Below are 16282 nucleotides of genomic sequence, written 5' to 3'. Positions count from 1 at the left end.
ATGCTGGATTCCCGCCCCTGTTCAAGCCAGGGGCAAGCTCTGCGCGGGAATGGCGAGGTGGGGGCGCAGGAATGGCGGAGTGGACTTTATTCGCTGGATGCCTGCGGGGTTTTTGCACGAACTGTTTCGCTGGAATGACACGGCGCGGGGCCCAAACGACATAACGCGAAAGAGGCCGGCGCCGTGCTACCATGGGTGGAGAAGAGGACGAGCCAGAAGAACGGGAACCGACCATGAATATGTTCACGCTCACTGCGATATCGGCGCTGGCCGTCGCGCTGGCCGTCGGCTGCGCCTGGCTTGCCCGGCGATGGATGGAGGCAAAGCTAAGGGCGGCCCGCGCCGGCGAGAGGGAGGCCGCGCTGACGGATACGTTGCGCGAGCGCGAATCCCGCATCGGCGAATTGGAAGCGAAGCTGCAAACGACGGAGGAGAAAGAGCACCGGCAGGCGGCCGCCATCGCTCAGCTTGAGACCCGGTTGCAAGATCAAGCCGCTCGCTTCAAAGAGCAAGGCGAATTCGAGCAGCGGATGAAGGACGCGGTCAAGATACTGTCGCAAGACGCGTTCCAGCGCCACAGCGACCGTCTCAGGGAAACCAACCGCGAGGAAATGGGGCACCTGCTGAACCCGCTGAAGAAGGACATCCGCGACTTCAAGGACTCGTTTGACACGCTCAAGACCGAGACCGTCCGCGAACGGCAAAACCTGCTGACCCAGTTCAACGCGATGAACGAGGCGGCGCTGAAAATCTCGAAGGAGGCGAACGACCTGACGCACGCGCTGAAAGGCGAAAAGCAGAAGCAGGGCGCCTGGGGCGAGAGCGTGCTCGAAACTATCCTGCAGAACTCGGGCCTGAGGGAGGGACACGAGTACAGCCGGCAACAATCCGTCACCGGCGACGACGGCGGGCGCCTGCGCCCCGATGTCATCGTCCGGATGCCGGCTTCGCAGGAACGGGTCATCATTGACTCCAAGGTGTCGCTGACGGACTTTATCGAATACGTCAACGCAGACGATGAACACGCCCGCGAACAGGCATTGCAACATCACTTGCGGGCGGTGCGCCGGCACATCGCCGAACTCGGCGGCAAACGCTACCCGGCCGCCGCCGACTCCAAGCTCGACTTTGTCATCATGTTCATGCCGATCGAGGCGTCCTTCGCCGTCATCATGGAAAAGGACATGGCGATTACCGAGTACGCTATCAACAACCGCGTCATCCTGGCCACGCCGACGACGCTGCTGCTGGCGCTGCGCACCATCGCCAACCTGTGGCACGTGGAGAGACGCAACGTCAACGCCGAAGAGATCGCGCGCCGCGGCGGCGAGTTGTACAACAAGGTGGCGCTGTTCCTCGAATCCTTCGCCAGGATCGGCGAGCGCCTCGGCTCCGCCCGCGACGCCTACGACCAAGCCGCGAACCGGCTGAAAGACGGCAAGGGCAGCATCGTCCGCCAGACCGAGATGCTGCAAGAACTGGGCGTCAATCCGTCCAAGTCCATCCCGCGGGAATGGAGCGGGGACAGCCCGGAGAACGAGGAGACGCCCGCCCCGCAACCGGCGCGGCAGCTGCGGAAATAACCCCGCCTCGCGACTGTCTCAGGCAGAATACGCGGCGGCGACGCGCCGGCAACGCCGCGGAATTTTATCTATTTTTGCCACCGGCTGCAGCGTCTCCATCAGCGCCGCGACGCCTCTCTCTCCGATAGCGCTTCATCTCGTCCCAGCTCAGGAGCGGCCGGTAATGATCCGCGCACAGACATCGGCAAATTCCCTGACAATCTTGCCATGCCCTCATTCGCCCCTGGTCGCGCTCGCCTCGCGCAGGCGGCGGAGGGCTTCGCTGCCCCTGAGCAGCTCGTTCTCCTCGGCGCGGTCCAGGGGCGTCTCGCCGGACTTGGATTTCGCGCCCGGATTCGCGCCGCGATCAAGCAGCAACACCACAATATCGGGGGCGCGGAGAGACCGCGATTCGGCTGCGAGCCACAACGGCGTAGCGCCGTGCCGCTGGGTGCGCGCCTCAAGCTCCGCGCCGCGGTCGAGCAGCAGCGCCACTACGGCGGGCGCATTGCCGGGCGCATTGCCCAGGAAGGGCGCATTGCCGATAGCGGCCAAATGTAACGGCGTGTAGCCGCTCGGGCTGCGCGCGTTGACGTCCGCGCCGCGATCCAGGAGCAGTTTCACTACCGCGGGCGTCTCGCGGCGCTCGGCGGCATGATGCAGCGGCGTCGTTCCGATGTTGTCCCTGGCCTCGACATTTGCCCCGCGCTCGAGCAACAGCGCCACCACGGCGGGCGACTCGTTCAGCCCCGCGGCCAGGTACAGCGGTGTGGCGCCGGAATCGTCGCCGCGGGCCTCGATATTCGCCCCGCGCTCGAGCAACAGCGCCGTCACCCCGGGCTCTTTGTTAAAGCCCGCGGCGAAGTGCAACGGCGTGGAGCCATACGCAGCGCGCGCCTCGATGTCCGCGCCGCGCTCGAGCAGCAGCGCTACCACCTCGGGCACCGGGCTGTGGAATGCGGCGTGGTGTAGCGGCGTTGCGCCCTGGAGCTCGTCCACGGCCTGGAGATCCGCGCCGCCGTCCAGCAGCGCCCGCACCTCGCCAGGCGTCGCCGTTGCCCAGAAATCGCCGTCCAGAAGTTTGTTGCCAGACGCCGCCGACACTGGCATTGCCAGGAGCAGGGCCGGGATTGCAAGGGCCGCGGCTCTAAACGGTATGGCAAAAGCGGCGTTGCCGCCGTCGCGGGCGCATTCGTCATGGGCGCGCATGACGGATATTTTACATGGGAATCCCTTTTGGGAAGGGGGGCCGCAAAAACAGGCCCCGGCACGGGATCGGAGCGGGCATCGTGCTACCATCCATGGAATGCGCTTGCGTTCATTGCCATACCGGCGCCGGGCACAGAGATGGAAGGCGCAAGGCCCGGTGGCGCGCGCCGGAACAAGAAATGCGGTCATCCATCCCTGCGCCTCGAATACCGCCGGCGCCGACGCGAGGCAGGGCGACAGCCTGTGGCGCCACGGCATGAACGGCGCCCTGACCGCTGCGCCGCGCCGCCGCCCGCGGGCGCCGGGGCGACCGTGAGCGGCGCCGCGACCGACGCCCCCTGGCGGCTCCTGGAACGGGCGGAACGGCTGCACGACGCCACTGCGGTGGAACGCGCCCTGGAACGCATGGCTGACGGCTTGAACGCCGCGCTGGCCGACAGCGCGCCCCTGGTGCTGTGCCTCATGCACGGCGGACTGGTGCCTGCCGGCCTGCTGCTGCCCCGGCTGCGCTTCCCGCTGCAACTCGATTACCTGCACCTGGGGCGCTACCGGGGCGGCGTCCGCGGCGGCAGGCTGCAGTGGATGCGCCGCCCCGATGCCGCCGTGCGAGGGCGCACCGTGCTGTTGCTGGACGACATTCTAGACAAGGGGAATACCCTGGAGGCGGCAGTGCGGGAATGCCGCAAGCAGGGGGCGGCACGAGTATTGAGCGCCGTGTTGGTCAAAAAGCGCTGCCGGTCGCGGCTCGAGGCTGACTTCTACGGCCTGGAAGTGCCGGACCGGTACGTGGTGGGCTACGGCATGGACTATCGCGGCTACCTGCGCAATTGCCCCGGGATCTACATGTTGCCGCCAGAGACCCGATGAGCCGCGCAGCCGAGATCGCCGCGGTGATTGGCGGTTCCGGCCTGGAGGACCTGCAAGAATGGGTGCCGCTGGACGAGACGCTGCCGGAAACTCCCTACGGCCCGCCGTCGGCGCCTTTGTTGCGCGGCCGTTGCGCCGGCCGCGAGACGATCTTTCTGGCCCGGCACGGCCGGCCGCACCTCATCCCGCCGCATGAGATCAACTACCGGGCGAATCTGTGGGCACTGCGCGAGCAGGGCGCGACGCAGGTGATCGCGGTCAATGCGGTCGGCGGGATTGCGCCGCAGATGCGCCCCGGGCGCATCGTCATCCCCGATCAACTGATAGATTACACTTGGGGACGCGCCGCCAGCTTCTGGACGGCGGCGGAGGGGCCGCCTCTGCACGTGGACTTTACCCACCCGTACAGCGCGGCCCTGCGCCGGGAGTTGCTGGCGGCCGGACGCGCCGCCGACCTGCAACCGCACGACGGGGGCGCCTACGGCGCCACCCAGGGACCGCGCCTGGAAAGCGCCGCCGAGATCCGGCGTCTGCGCCGCGACGGCTGCGACATCGTCGGCATGACCGGCATGCCCGAGGCGGCGCTGGCGCGGGAATTGGAATTGCCCTACGCCTGTTGCGCGCTGGTAAGCAACTGGGCGGCCGGGTGCGCGAGCGCGCCGCCGAACATGGAGCGGATCCGCGCCCAGCTACAGGCGGCCATCGGCAAAGTGCAGCGCCTGCTAAAAGCGCTGTTCGCCGGCGCGGCGGCGGAGTAGGCGGGAGTAAGCGGCGCGGAGGAAATCCCCCTGCCCGCCGGCTCCGTTCCGCCGCCCTCTCCTGCCGACCGCCGGCGGCAAGAGTGCCCCGGCCCCGCCGGAAAGCCGCAGCGCCCGGATGCGGCGTTCAAATGCGCTCCACCTGTACCAGGACTCCCAGCAGGGGATGGTCAAAGTAGTACAGGCGATCCAGCAGTATCCGCCTGCTCTGCGACAAGCGCGCCCGGCCGCCGACCGATGCCTCCGCGCAGGGACGGTAGCTGAGTTCCAAGTCCAGGAACAGCCGGCCCGCGTCGCGCAGACGCACGGTGCCTGCCAGCAGGGACTGCCCTGCGGGGCCGGCCGGCGCGGCAGCCGCGGCCGGCGCCGCGTCCGGGGGAACGGCAGGAGGCGCAACGCCGGCACAAGGCAGGCCCGTGCCCGGCAAGCGCAGCGGTGCGGAACGCCGGTGACCGGGCTGACGCCAGGCCAGGTGCAATAAGGGCCGGTAGCCCGGGGCGCGTTCCAGGACCGAAAAGACGCCGTACAACCGGTAGTCGGCGCTGGCGAGCGGCGCGTAGCCGGCCGGTGCGGAGGACGCATCCCCCGGGGCTGCCTCCTCCCCGGGAAATCCGAAAAACGGCAGGGAGACACCGCCCTGCGGCTCCGGGCGGCGGTCGTCGGCCAGGAGTTCGCCTTCGGCAAGCGGGTACAGGGATTCGAATACGATCACCTCCAGACGGTAGTCGGCAGCAGCGGCCGGCGGCAACAGCAGCAGCGCCAGCAACAGCAGCGGCGCAGAGCTCAGGCGGCCGGCGGCGGACACAGGCGGTCCAACAGATCGGAAAAACAATGCAGGCGCGCCCGCGGGCTGGACAGGTCGGTGGTGATGCGCAGCCGTTCCCCGTCGCCCGCCAAGCGGTAACGTTGCGGCTCCTGCTGCACCAAGCGGATCAAGCGGGAAATATCCCTGGCGTCCGGGGCCCGGAAGGAGACGCTGCCGCCGACCCGGTTCAATTCGACCCGGCGCAGCCCCAGGGATTCGGCACGGCGGCGCAAGGAACCGATCCGCAACAGATTCTCGGCCGGCTCCGGCAACGTCCCGAAGCGATCGATCAATTCGGCGCGCAAGTTCGCCAGTTCGGCATCGTCCGCCGCCCCGGAGATGCGCTTGTAAAAGGCCAGGCGCAACTGAATGTCCGGCATATAGTCCTCCGGCAATAAAGCCGCCACCCGCAATTCCACCTCCGTGCCGCCCGGGGCGCGAAAATCGGGCGGGGCGCCGCGGCCGCAACGCTGGTCGGCGACGGCGCCGCGCAGCAGTTCCATGTAAGAACCGTAACCGATCTGCGCGATGTGGCCGCTCTGTTCCTCCCCCAACAGGGCCCCGGCGCCGCGAATCTCCAGGTCGTGCACCGCCAGGGTGAAGCCGATCCCCAGCGAATCCAGAGATTCGATGGCCTCCAGCCGCCGCAAGGCGTCCCCCGGCAGAACCTTGCGCGGCGGAATCAGCATATAGGCGTAGGCGTTGTGATGCGAACGGCCTACCCGACCGCGCAACTGGTAGAGCTGCGCCAACCCCATGCGGTGCGCCCGGTCCACGATCAGGGTGTTGGCGGTGGGGACGTCTATGCCGTTCTCCACAATAGTGGTGCAGACCAATAGCTGAAACCGCCGGCGGTAAAAGTCCAACATGATGCGTTCCAGTTGCGCCTCGGGCAGCCTGCCGTGAGCGACCCGCAATTCGCAGTCCGGCACCAGGGCGGCGACGCGCTCCGCGGCCCTGTCAATGGTCTCGATTCGATTATGCACAAAATATATCTGTCCGCCGCGCCGCAACTCGCGCAAGATGGCCTCGCGCAGCAGGGAATCGTCCCACTCGCGGACCATGGTGCACACCGGCAGGCGGTGCGCGGGCGCAGTGGAGAGCACCGAGAACTCGCGGATGCCGGAGAGCGCCATGTCCAGCGTGCGCGGGATCGGCGTCGCCGTCAACGACAGGACGTCCGCGTCGGCGCGCACGGCCCGCAGGCGCTCCTTCTGGCGCACGCCGAAGCGGTGCTCTTCGTCCAGGATCACCAGACCCAGCCGCCGGTAGCGCACGCGATCCTGCAACAGTTTGTGCGTGCCGATTACGATGTCCACGGCGCCGTCCGCCAGACCGGCCAGGGTTTCGCGGGCGCCGGCGCCGCCGGAAAAGCGCGACAATCGGGCCACTCGCACCGGCCAATCGGCAAACCGGTCCCGGAAGTTCCGGTAGTGTTGCTGCACCAGCAGCGTGGTGGGCGCCAGCACGGCGACCTGGCAGCCGTTGTCCACGGCTACGAAAGCGGCGCGCAGCGCCACCTCCGTCTTGCCGAAGCCGGAATCTCCGGCCAGCAACCGGTCCATGGGCCGCGGCTGCTGCATGTCGTCCAGCACCTTGGAGATGGCATCCTCCTGATCCGCCGTTTCCTCGAATGGGAACCCCCGGCAAAAGGCCGCGTAACGGTCGGTGTCCACCGTAAAGACACGGCCTGTGACGGCGGCGCGGCGGGCATGCTGGGCCAGCAGTTCGGCGGCGCTGTCGCGGATCTGACGCAGGGCACGGCCGCGCGCGCGCTGCCATTGCTTGCCGCCCAGCTTGTGCAACGGCGCATGTTCCGGATCCGCCCCGGTGTAGCGATGCAGCCGGTTCAACGAGGCGACCGACACATACAGGCGGTCGCCGCCGGCATATTCCAGGCAAATGAACTCGGCCGGCACTCCGTGCGGCTCCAACACGACCAAGCCCCGGTACCGCCCGACTCCGTAATCGTCGTGGACCACCGGCGTCATCTCGGCCAGGCCGTGCAGATCTTCTTCCGGCGCCACCCGCCGGGCGGCGCGGCGCGTCCGCCGCCGGCGGGCACGCTCCCCGAATAGCTGCCGCTCGCCGAGCACGGCAAGCGGCTGCGACTCCAGGCGCAGCCCGTGCTCCAGCGGCGCGACCAGAATGCCGAGGCGTTCGTCGCCGGCCAGGAACTGGTCCCACCCCTCGCGCTGCCGCGGCGGCGTGCCCGCCCGGGAGAGCAGCTCGGACAGTTCCGCCGCCATCCCCGGCGTGGCCGCGGCCAACAGCACGCGCCCGGGGAAGTCTGCCAGGAAGTTCCGCAACAGGGCCAGCGGCGGCCCGCCGCCAGCCGTGACCGGCACTGGCTCCGGGAGCCGGGTGCCGAAATTGACGGCGCCCTCCCGCGGCTCCCTGGCCATGGCCCGAAACTCGACCCGGGCCAGCCCATCGAGGCGAGCGGTCAATTCGTCCGGCGACAGAAACAGAGATTCCGGCGGCAACGGCGGAGAATCGCGCTCCCCGTCCCGGCGCGCCCGGTAACGGTCGCCGGCATCTTGCCAAAAGCGTTCGGCAGCCGCCAGAGCCTCCTCCTCGAATACCGCCAGCGTGTTGTCCGGCAGGTAATCCCACAGGCTGCCGAGACGCGGATGGAACAACGGCAAATAATACTGGATGCCGGCGGGCAGCCTGCCCTCGCCTACCTCCCGGTAGAGGCGGTAATCCAACGGGTTTCCGGAGAATGCCTGGCGCCACCGGGTCCGAAAGCCGGTACGGGCCCCCTCGTCCACGGGGAATTCGAGGCCCGGCAGGATGCGTAACGCATCGGTGCGCCGCAGGGAGAGCTGAGTCTCCGGGTCGAAGAAACGCAGCGATTCGATCTCTTCGTCCAGCCACTCGATGCGGCAGGGGAATTCGGCCCCCATGGGGAATACGTCCACGATGGCGCCGCGCACCGCCGCCTCGCCCCGCTCCAACACTTGGGAAACGAAGCGGTAGCTGCCTCGTTCCAGCCGCTCCCGAAAGCGGGCCAGCGGCATCCGCCGGCCGCGCTCCAACAGCAAACTGCGAGACGCCACATAGCCGGACGGCGCCAGGCGGTGCGCCAGGGTGGCCGCCGGCACGATCACGATCCCTCGTTCCAGCGTCGGCAGCCGCGCCAGCGTCTCCAGGCGCCCGGACACGATATCGGCACAGGGGGAGAGGCAGTCGTAGGGCAGGGTCTCCCAGTCCGGAAAATTCAGCAGGGGCAGCTCCCTGCCAGCCAGGAAGAAGCCCAATTCTTCGCGCAACCGGTCGGCCGTCAGCGGCGCCGCTGTCACCAGCAACAGCGGCCCGGGCGCGGCGCAGGCCGCCTGGGCGACAGCCAGGGCGACGGCGCTGCCATGCAGACCTCCCCAGAACAGCGCCTCCCCCGCCCGTGCCGGCAGGGGCGGGGCCAGCGGGCTACAGGCCTCCCCGGCGCCGCCGCTCACGATGCCCTGGCGACCCGCTCGACTTCGTCCGTCAGCCGCTCCAGCGCCGCCGCCGGGTCGGCGGCGTGCAACAGACCTCTCCCCACCACCAAGTAGTCAGCGCCGTTGCGTACTGCCTCGGCCGGCGTCGCCGCCCGGCGCTGGTCGTCCGCCGGCTGGGAGGCCGTGCGAATCCCCGGCGTCACCAGGCAAAAATCCGCGCCGCACCGCGCCCGCAGCGCGGGCGCCTCGCGCGCCGAGCACACGACGCCGTCCAAACCGCCGTCGCGAGCAAGTTCCGCCAGGAGCAGCACCTGCTCCGATAGCGTCCGCTCCACCCCCAGGATACGCAACTCGGCCTCGTCCAGGCTGGTCAGGACGGTAACTGCCACCAGCAAGGGACGGCGGCCCTCCAGGTTCTCCAGAGACTCCCGCGCCGCGGCCAGCGCGCGCGGGCCGCTGGCCGCATGGACGTCAATCATCCATACCCCCATGTCTGCCGCCGCTCGGCACCCGGCCGCGACCACGGAGGGGATATCGTGCAATTTCAAGTCTAGAAACACTCGGAAGCCGTCCGCTGCCAGGCGCCCCAGCAACGGCGCGCCGGCACGGGCATACAGGGAGTGCCCCACCTTCAGGGCGCAGCGCCGCGGGTCCAACTGCCCGGCAAAACGAAGCGCATCGTCCGCCGCGGCAAAGTCCAGGGCGGCGATGATGCGCGGCGGCTCAGGCAATGCCTACACCCTGCAGCGGCTTGACCGTATTCCAATTGCGGCAGCGGGGGCACTGCCAGTGCAGGGTGCGTCCTACAAAGCCGCATTGCCAGCATTTGTAGGCAGGCGCCTCGCCAACCAGCCGGCGGGTGATCTCGCACACGGCCTGCAACCCCTCCCGGGTCGCCCCCCGCGCCAGCGCGCCCACGTACTCCAGCAACTGGTCAATCCCCTGGATCGAAGGCCGGCGCTTCAGTTCGCTGGACAGAAAACGGACCGCATGCTCCCGTTCTCCTTCCTCCGCCAACAACCGGACCAGAGCCAGCAGCACAGCCGGGCTGCCGCAACGCTCGTAATTGCCGCGCAGGTATTCGATGCACTCCCGCCGCTCTCCGAGCCGCTCGTAGCAATCCAGCAACGGCGGTATCGCCTCCGGCAGGTAATCCGGGTCCTGCTGTTCGACCCGGTGCAGGACGGCCAGGGAGCGGCGGAATTCGCCCCGGTCGCGGTGCATCCGCATGACCAACAGGCTGGCGCGCACGCAACAAGGGTCAGATTCCAGCGCCCGCCGCAGGCAGTCCCACGCCTTCTCCTCCTGCCACCGTTCCAGGCAGACCTCGGCCCGCTCGCATTGAAACTGGGCGATCATAGGCCCCACATCCCTGCCAGTAGCGGCACCCAGACGACCAGCGGTGGCGATTGCCAGCTCCCAGTCCCGCTCCTGCTGATAGACCTCCAACAGACTGCCCAACCCCGAAGACAAATACTGCTCGCCGCTGTTGACGACCTCCTTGAAGATATTCTCGGCGCGGTCCAGCAAGCCCAGGCGCAGGTAGTCCATCCCCAGTTCCTGCATCGCCAGCACCCGCTGGCCATGCCCCAGGCGGGGCCGCGCAATCAGGCTCTGGTGAATGCGGATCGCGCGGTCCACCTCGCCGCGGCGGCGGAACAGGTTACCCAAGGCCAGGTGGGTGTCCACCGTGCCGGCATCGCTCTCCAGCATGCGGACAAAGACCTCGATGGCCTTGTCCTGCTGCTCGTTCAGCACGTAGTTCAGACCGCGGGAATACTCGGCAGAGAAGTCGCGCGGCGGCGGCGCCCGTTGCCCCGACTCAAGACGCGCCACCCACCATCCGGAGCCGGCAGCGACCGGCAACAGCAGCCAGAGCAGGTCCAGGGTCAAGATTCTTTGTCGGAAACAGGGGCGAAGCGCCGCCAGGCGGCAGGCGCCGCACCGACAGGTGCCCCCGGCGCCATCCCGGGCACCGCCCCGGGGATCACTTTGGAAGCCGCCCCGGGCGGCGCCCCGGGCGGCGTCGCGGCAGCCGCGCCCGACGGCGGCTCGCCGGGCAACTCCGGGCGCCGGGCCAATTGCCGGCTCAGGCGCCAGTTTTGCAACCGCAAGGCCGCGACGGTAAGGCCGCCGACCAACATGCTCAACAACGCCCCCACGATCAGGCCACCCAGGAACACAGCCGCCAGCGGCATCTCCGCCTGCCCCCAGTAGTAGTCCAGGGTAACCGGCTGCGCGTTCCGCCGCCCCCAGATCACGGTCACCAGCAACGCCCCCAGGAACAAGAGCAGGTAGAACATGCGCAACAGGAGACGGATCACAGCGGCCCCTCCCCCGCTCCGCCTCCGGCGGCGACATCGCGCCAACGGTACCGGGAGCCTAGAGAAAAAGGAACGGCCATCGCCAGCGGGAGTGCCGGGTCAAAAAGACGGGGGCACGGTGTCCACCCGCGCGCGCAGCAACTTGCCCGACTTGAAGTACGGCGTATGCTTGCCGGGCAGGGAAACGGTGGCGCCGGTCATCGGGTTGCGGCCGAGCCGCGGCCCGCGGTAATGCAGACAGAAGCTGCCGAAACCGCGGATCTCGATGCGCCGCCCGTTAGCCAGCGAAAGGGACAGGTATTCCAGCATGACCTTGACGGCAAGGTCCACGTCCTTGTGGCCGAGCTGCCTCTGCTTGCGCACCAGGCTCTGGATCAATTTCGACCGCGTCATGTCGCCGTTGTCCGCTTCCTGGCCGCCAGCCATCGTTACCGCGGGCACCGGCTTCATTTCTTCAACTGCCTCTTGAACAGTTCCCCAAGTTTGGCCACGATGCGCGGGTTCCCCGCGCTGTACTCCCGCACCGCGGCTTTTTCCTCGTCGCTCTTCTGCTCCCGCACGGATAGTTGGAGCGTGCGCCTCTTGCGGTCTATATGGGTCAATTTAGCCGTCAGGGTGTCGCCCACCTTGGCGATCTTGCGGGCATCCCGCACTTCCTCGTCCAGCGACAGGTCCGCCACCTTGACCTGGCCCGTTACGTCAGGGGCGAGCGCCAACTCGACCCCGCTTTCCTCTACCGTCTTCACTTCACCGCTGACCACGCTGCCTTTGGAGTGCTCGGCGATGTAAGCGGCGAAGGGATCCGGTTCCAGCTGCTTGATGCCCAGCGAAATCCGCTCCCGCTCCAGGTCCACCGCCAGCAACACCGCGTCGAAGCTCTCGCCGTGGCGGTTGTTGTACGCCTGCAAGCACTCCTCGTTGCGCCCCGTCCAGGAAAGGTCGGAGACATGCACCAAGCCGGCCAGCCCGCCATCCAGCCCCAGAAAAATCCCGAAATCGGTAATGGCCCGGAGTTTGCCCTGGAGCCGGTCGCCCTTCTTGTACTTATTGTTGAACTCCTGCCACGGGTTGGGACGGCATTGCTTCATGCCCAACGAGATGCGCCGCTTCTCTTCGCTAATGCCCAGCACCTCTACCTCCACTTCCTGGTCCATGTGCACCAATTTGCCAGGATGCGCGCTCTTGCGCGTCCAGTCCATCTCGGAAATATGCACCAGACCCTCCACGCCCTCCTCCAGTTCCACAAAGCAGCCATAGTCCACGATGTTGGTCACCTTGCCGCGCAATCGCTTGCCCTGCGGATAGCGCTTGACCAGGTTGCTCCACGGGTCCTCCCGCATCTGCTTCAGCCCCAGCGAAATGCGGTTGCGTTCCCGGTCCACCTTGAGCAGTTTCACATCGTATTCGTCGCCGACAGCGACGGCATCGGAGGGGTTGCGCAACCGTTTCCAGGACATGTCGGTCACGTGCAAGAGGCCGTCAATCCCGCCGATGTCCAGGAAGGCGCCGTAATCCGTGAGGTTCTTGACCACGCCCTTGACCACCTCGCCTTCCTTAAGGGTCTCCATGACCGAACGCGCCTCCGTGGTGCGGCGCGATACCACGACGTTGTTATGGCGCCGCTCCAACTTGATGATCCGGAAATCCCATTCCTGAGCCCCCAGCTCCGAGAGTTCCCGACTGTGGGCGATGTCCAGCAGAGAGGCCGGAAGAAAAGCGCGCACACCCTCGATGCTGACGATAAACCCTCCCTTGACGCGATCGACGATATGGCCGCGGACATTGGCGCTCTCCCGGTACGCCTCCTCCAGGCGCCCCCAGACCCGTTGCCACTTTGCCTTTTCCCGCGACAGGCGGATCTGGCCGTGGCCGTTCTCTATAGAGTCCAGGGCCACCTCCACCTCGTCGCCGACGGCCACCTCCAGCTCGCCGCGCTCGTCCTGGAACTGTTCGATAGGAATACGGCCCTCGGACTTCAGCCGCACATCCACCATTACCATGTCGTCTCCGATCCGCTCCACCCGGCCGCTGACGATACTGCCGGGACGCAACCCGTCCGCCAGGCCGCTGCTCTCGAACAACTCCGCAAAACTCTCGCTCATATTACTGACATCGCCTCGTAAACCTCGCATTTTCCACTTTGTTTCCCCTCTACGGCAACCTTGGGCGCCCGAACCGTTCCGCCGCCAGACCCGCGCATCGTTTGAAGACTGCGTCCTCGTCCAGACCGGTAGTATCCACGACTACCGCATCGTCCGCCGGCCGCAACGGAGCGACGGTGCGACGGCTGTCCCGCTCGTCTCGCCGCGCGATCTCCGCAGTAAGGTGCCGCAAACTAACATTCATTCCCATGCTTTTCAACTGTTTACCGCGGCGGCGGGCGCGTTCCCCGGCGCTCGCAGTGAGAAAAAACTTCAGCGGCGCGTCCGGGAATACTACCGTCCCCATGTCGCGTCCGTCCGCCACCAGCCCCGGCCGGCGCCGCAACCGCAACTGCCGCGCCAGCAGGGCGCGGCGCACCGCGGGATGCGCAGCGACCCGCGACGCCTGGCGGGCGCAGTCTTCGCCGCGCAGCAATGCCCCCACGTCCTCGCCCGCCAGCAGCGCCTGTACGGCGCCGTCCCGCAGGCGCTGGCGAAACCGCGACCGCTCCGCCAGCCGGGCCAGCGCCTGCTCGTCGTCCAGCCCGATCCCGCGCCTTTGCGCCAGCAGCGCCGTGAGCCGGTACAGTACGCCGCTATCCAGGTAATGCCATCCCAGCCAGGACGCCAGGCGTATCCCCAGCGTTCCCTTGCCGGTCCCCACCGGGCCGTCCAGGGCGACTACCGGCGGCTTAGCCATCCGCCCCCGAGACGCCTTCGCGGCCCTCCCCGCTCCCCTCTCCAAGACCATTCGCCCCCGCTCCCTCATCCCCCGCCACCCGCAGATCCGCGCCGGCCTGGCGCAGCAGATCCGCGAAGCCAGGGAAAGAAGTGGCCACCGGGCCGCAATCGGCAATCCGCACCGGTCCCTCCGCGGCCAGTCCGGCAACCGCGAAAGACATGGCGATGCGGTGGTCCCCCCCGCTCGCCACCGACCCGCCCTGCAGCCGCCCGCCGCGCACGTCCATGCCGTCCCCGTCAACGACCACCTCGACACCCAGCGCCTGCAACCCCGCCGCGATGGCCGCGATGCGATCGCTTTCCTTAACCCGCAATTCGCCGGCGCCGCGCAGGCGCGTCCGGCCCCGCGCGCAAGCGGCGGCGACCATCAGCACCGGCAACTCGTCAATGGCCGGCGCCACCAGCGCGCGGGGGATGTCAATCCCCGTCAGGCCGGCGGCGGCGCGCACCGTCAGATCGGCCACCGGTTCGTCGCCGGCGCCCCACTCCGGGCTGCGCTCACGCAACTCCAGATCAGCCCCCATCGCCTCCAGGATCTCCAGCACCGCCCGCCGCGTCGGGTTGACCCCCACGCCTTCGAGCCGCAACTCGGAGCCGGGGACGATGCTCGCCGCCACCAATAAAAAAGCGGCGGAGGACAGGTCGCCCGGCACTTGCAACCGCGTCCCGCGCAATCCCCCGCCGCCGCTCAGGCGCAGTTCCAGGCCGGCGCGTTGCACCGGCCTCCCGAAGCGGCTCAACAACCGCTCGGTGTGGTCGCGGGTCGGCGCAGGTTCGCGCAAGCAGGTCTCCCCTTCCGCGCCCAGCCCCGCCAACAACAGGCAGGACTTCAGTTGCGCGCTGGCCACCGGCAGGCGGTAGGCAATGCCGCGCAGACGGGGGCCGGCAGCAATATGCAGCGGCAGCGTCCCAGCGGCAGAGGCGCGCAGGCGCGCCCCCATGCGGCGCAACGGCACGATAACCCGCCGCATCGGGCGGCGGGAGAGGGAGGCGTCGCCTTTCAGGGTGGCGGAGAAGGGACGCCCGGAAAGCAATCCGGCGAATAACCGCGCCGAAGTGCCGGAATTGCCGAGTTCCAGGGCGGCGGCGGGCGGGCGCAGGCCATGCAGTCCGACGCCGCGCACCCGCACCTCCGCCCCCTGCGCGCGGATGCCCACCCCCAACGCCTCCAGCGCCTGCCAGGTAGCCGCCACGTCCTCGCTGCGCAACAGGCCGCGCAACGTCGTCTCGCCCTCCGCCACCGCCGCCAGGATCAGCGCCCGATGAGAGATGGACTTATCGCCCGGAATGCGCAGGCAACCGCGCAGAGGCCGCCCAGACCGCACCAGGTAATCCAGTGGTGACGCGACCTTCAACCCTCGTCCCGCCGCTACGCCAGCCCGCTGTCCCGGAGATCCTTGGCGCGGCGGAAAAACTCATGCAGCCGCTCGCGGTCGCCGGCGCGCACTGCCGCAGCCAGTCCCTGGAGACGCTCCCCGAAGGACTCCAGGCTCGCCGCGATATGCCCGCGGTTTGCCAGGCAGATCTCCGCCCACAGGCGCGGGTTGCTGGAGGCGACCCGGGTAAAGCCGCGCAAGCCGCCGGCGGCGAGGCGCGACACCGTCTCGCCGCCATGCCGGGAGACCAGCTCGTCCACCAGGGTATAAGCCAACATGTGCGGCAGGTGGCTGGTAGCCGCCAGCAGGGCATCGTGCCGCCCCGGCTCCATCTCGATTACCTCCGCGGCGCCGGCCGCCCGCCATAAGGAGGCCACCCGTCGGCGCGCCTCCGGATCCGTCTCCGGCAAAGGCGTCAGGACCACGCGACAACCGCAAAAGAGCCCGGCATCCGCCGCCGCCACGCCGCTGTGCTCGGTGCCCGCGATCGGGTGCCCCGGCACGAAGCGCGGCAGGGCCGCGGCCAGGACCTGCCGCCCGCAACGCACCAGCGCCTCCTTCACGCTGCACACGTCTGTCAGCACCGCGCCGCCGTTCAAGGCCGCCGCCACCGGGGGCAGCAGTTCTTCGCAGGCCATCGGCGGCGCGCCCAACACGACCATGTCGCCGCCCCGCACGGCATCCTCCACATCCCGGCTGGCATGGTCAATCATCCCGCGCGCCCGCGCCGTCTCCAGGGCAGCGGGATCGGGGTCCCAGGCGACGATGCGCGCTACGGCACCGGCACGGCGCAAGGCCAGGAGCAGGGAGCCGCCGATCAAACCGACGCCGAGAAGAACCAGTCGCATATTTGCCTGCGAGAAGAGCGCGCCGCCCCCGCGGCGCGCGGAGAACGGACTGCAAAAGATCGGGGAACATATCTCAAAGGGGCGTCATGCCGAACCCGCTTTGGCGGTTCCAAGCCGTTACGCAATCGAAGGGAAGAAAAGCGGTTCTTAGGCACCGCTCCCCCCTTGAGGGGGAGTCGGCAAGACGAGGGCGCAAGCCCGATGTCGCGCC

At 68.3% G+C, this 16282-nt stretch carries 14 protein-coding genes and 1 pseudogene; 4 read left to right on the top strand and 11 right to left on the bottom strand.

Going from position 1 to position 16282, the window contains the following annotated elements:
- Positions 1-233 precede the first annotated feature (233 nt).
- Complete coding sequence (locus tag OXU43_02855; protein MDD9824099.1) at positions 234-1583, top strand: DNA recombination protein RmuC; 1350 nt, start codon at positions 234-236, stop codon at positions 1581-1583.
- Between the two features lie 213 nt (positions 1584-1796).
- On the opposite strand, the gene OXU43_02850 is transcribed toward OXU43_02855, so the two are convergent.
- On the bottom strand, positions 1797-2771 hold the full coding sequence (locus OXU43_02850) for an ankyrin repeat domain-containing protein (GenBank protein ID MDD9824098.1): 975 nt from the start codon (positions 2769-2771) through the stop codon (positions 1797-1799).
- Positions 2772-2928: 157 nt separating this feature from the next.
- Here OXU43_02850 and OXU43_02845 point away from each other — a divergent pair, with 157 nt between their 5' ends.
- The 3 genes from OXU43_02845 to OXU43_02835 are packed head-to-tail and all read left to right on the top strand — an operon-like array spanning position 2929 to position 4396.
- The gene (locus tag OXU43_02845; GenBank protein ID MDD9824097.1) at positions 2929-3087 is read left to right on the top strand and encodes a hypothetical protein; all 159 of its coding nucleotides are present in this window, start codon (positions 2929-2931) and stop codon (positions 3085-3087) included.
- Positions 3084-3638 carry a hypoxanthine-guanine phosphoribosyltransferase gene (locus OXU43_02840; GenBank protein MDD9824096.1) on the top strand — a complete coding sequence of 185 codons (555 nt, stop codon included), beginning with the start codon at positions 3084-3086 and terminating at the stop codon, positions 3636-3638. The genes OXU43_02845 and OXU43_02840 overlap by 4 nt, the downstream gene beginning before the upstream one ends.
- Positions 3635-4396 (top strand): S-methyl-5'-thioinosine phosphorylase, encoded by a 762-nt coding sequence (locus OXU43_02835; GenBank protein MDD9824095.1) that lies wholly within the window; start codon positions 3635-3637, stop codon positions 4394-4396. Before OXU43_02840 ends, OXU43_02835 begins: the two co-directional genes overlap by 4 nt.
- 127 nt (positions 4397-4523) lie before the next feature.
- On the opposite strand, the gene OXU43_02830 is transcribed toward OXU43_02835, so the two are convergent.
- The 10 genes and pseudogenes from OXU43_02830 to OXU43_02785 form a co-directional block, all read right to left on the bottom strand.
- Positions 4524-5201 (bottom strand): CsiV family protein, encoded by a 678-nt coding sequence (locus tag OXU43_02830; protein ID MDD9824094.1) that lies wholly within the window; start codon positions 5199-5201, stop codon positions 4524-4526.
- Complete coding sequence (gene mfd, locus OXU43_02825) at positions 5180-8659, bottom strand: transcription-repair coupling factor (protein ID MDD9824093.1); 3480 nt, start codon at positions 8657-8659, stop codon at positions 5180-5182. The genes OXU43_02830 and mfd overlap by 22 nt, the downstream gene beginning before the upstream one ends.
- On the bottom strand, positions 8656-9372 hold the full coding sequence (pyrF, locus tag OXU43_02820; GenBank protein ID MDD9824092.1) for an orotidine-5'-phosphate decarboxylase: 717 nt from the start codon (positions 9370-9372) through the stop codon (positions 8656-8658). Before pyrF ends, mfd begins: the two co-directional genes overlap by 4 nt.
- Positions 9365-10534, bottom strand: a complete 1170-nt coding sequence (gene lapB / locus OXU43_02815) for a lipopolysaccharide assembly protein LapB (protein ID MDD9824091.1) — start codon at positions 10532-10534, stop codon at positions 9365-9367. Before lapB ends, pyrF begins: the two co-directional genes overlap by 8 nt.
- Positions 10531-10965 (bottom strand): LapA family protein, encoded by a 435-nt coding sequence (locus OXU43_02810; GenBank protein ID MDD9824090.1) that lies wholly within the window; start codon positions 10963-10965, stop codon positions 10531-10533. The genes lapB and OXU43_02810 overlap by 4 nt, the downstream gene beginning before the upstream one ends.
- A 99-nt stretch (positions 10966-11064) precedes the next feature.
- On the bottom strand, positions 11065-11358 hold the full coding sequence (locus OXU43_02805) for an integration host factor subunit beta (protein MDD9824089.1): 294 nt from the start codon (positions 11356-11358) through the stop codon (positions 11065-11067).
- Positions 11359-11411: 53 nt separating this feature from the next.
- The gene (rpsA, locus tag OXU43_02800; GenBank protein MDD9824088.1) at positions 11412-13067 is read right to left on the bottom strand and encodes a 30S ribosomal protein S1; all 1656 of its coding nucleotides are present in this window, start codon (positions 13065-13067) and stop codon (positions 11412-11414) included.
- A 49-nt stretch (positions 13068-13116) separates the two neighbouring features.
- Positions 13117-13806, bottom strand: coding sequence for a (d)CMP kinase (cmk, locus tag OXU43_02795; GenBank protein MDD9824087.1), 690 nt, complete (start codon positions 13804-13806; stop codon positions 13117-13119).
- A 106-nt stretch (positions 13807-13912) separates the two neighbouring features.
- A pseudogene (gene aroA / locus OXU43_02790) lies at positions 13913-15202 on the bottom strand (3-phosphoshikimate 1-carboxyvinyltransferase).
- A 14-nt stretch (positions 15203-15216) separates the two neighbouring features.
- Positions 15217-16071: a prephenate dehydrogenase/arogenate dehydrogenase family protein gene (locus OXU43_02785; protein ID MDD9824086.1), complete on the bottom strand. Its 855-nt coding sequence runs from the start codon at positions 16069-16071 to the stop codon at positions 15217-15219.
- Between the last annotated feature and the right edge of the window lie 211 nt (positions 16072-16282).

Source organism: Gammaproteobacteria bacterium (assembly GCA_028817255.1).
Classification (GTDB): Bacteria; Pseudomonadota; Gammaproteobacteria; order Porifericomitales; family Porifericomitaceae; genus Porifericomes; species Porifericomes azotivorans.
Note: the sequence above shows the minus strand (reverse complement) of the source record. Positions and strands in the feature narration are given on the sequence as shown.

What these genes read in the sequence shown, in the direction of transcription:
- OXU43_02855 (MDD9824099.1), top strand. Translation starts at nt 234, where the DNA reads ATGAATATGTTCACGCTCACTGCGATATCGGCGCTGGCCGTCGCGCTG.
- OXU43_02850 (MDD9824098.1), bottom strand. Translation starts at nt 2,771, where the DNA reads ATGCGCGCCCATGACGAATGCGCCCGCGACGGCGGCAACGCCGCTTTT.
- OXU43_02835 (MDD9824095.1), top strand. Translation starts at nt 3,635, where the DNA reads ATGAGCCGCGCAGCCGAGATCGCCGCGGTGATTGGCGGTTCCGGCCTG.
- OXU43_02805 (MDD9824089.1), bottom strand. Translation starts at nt 11,358, where the DNA reads ATGACGCGGTCGAAATTGATCCAGAGCCTGGTGCGCAAGCAGAGGCAG.
- rpsA (MDD9824088.1), bottom strand. Translation starts at nt 13,067, where the DNA reads ATGAGCGAGAGTTTTGCGGAGTTGTTCGAGAGCAGCGGCCTGGCGGAC.
- cmk (MDD9824087.1), bottom strand. Translation starts at nt 13,806, where the DNA reads ATGGCTAAGCCGCCGGTAGTCGCCCTGGACGGCCCGGTGGGGACCGGC.
- OXU43_02785 (MDD9824086.1), bottom strand. Translation starts at nt 16,071, where the DNA reads ATGCGACTGGTTCTTCTCGGCGTCGGTTTGATCGGCGGCTCCCTGCTC.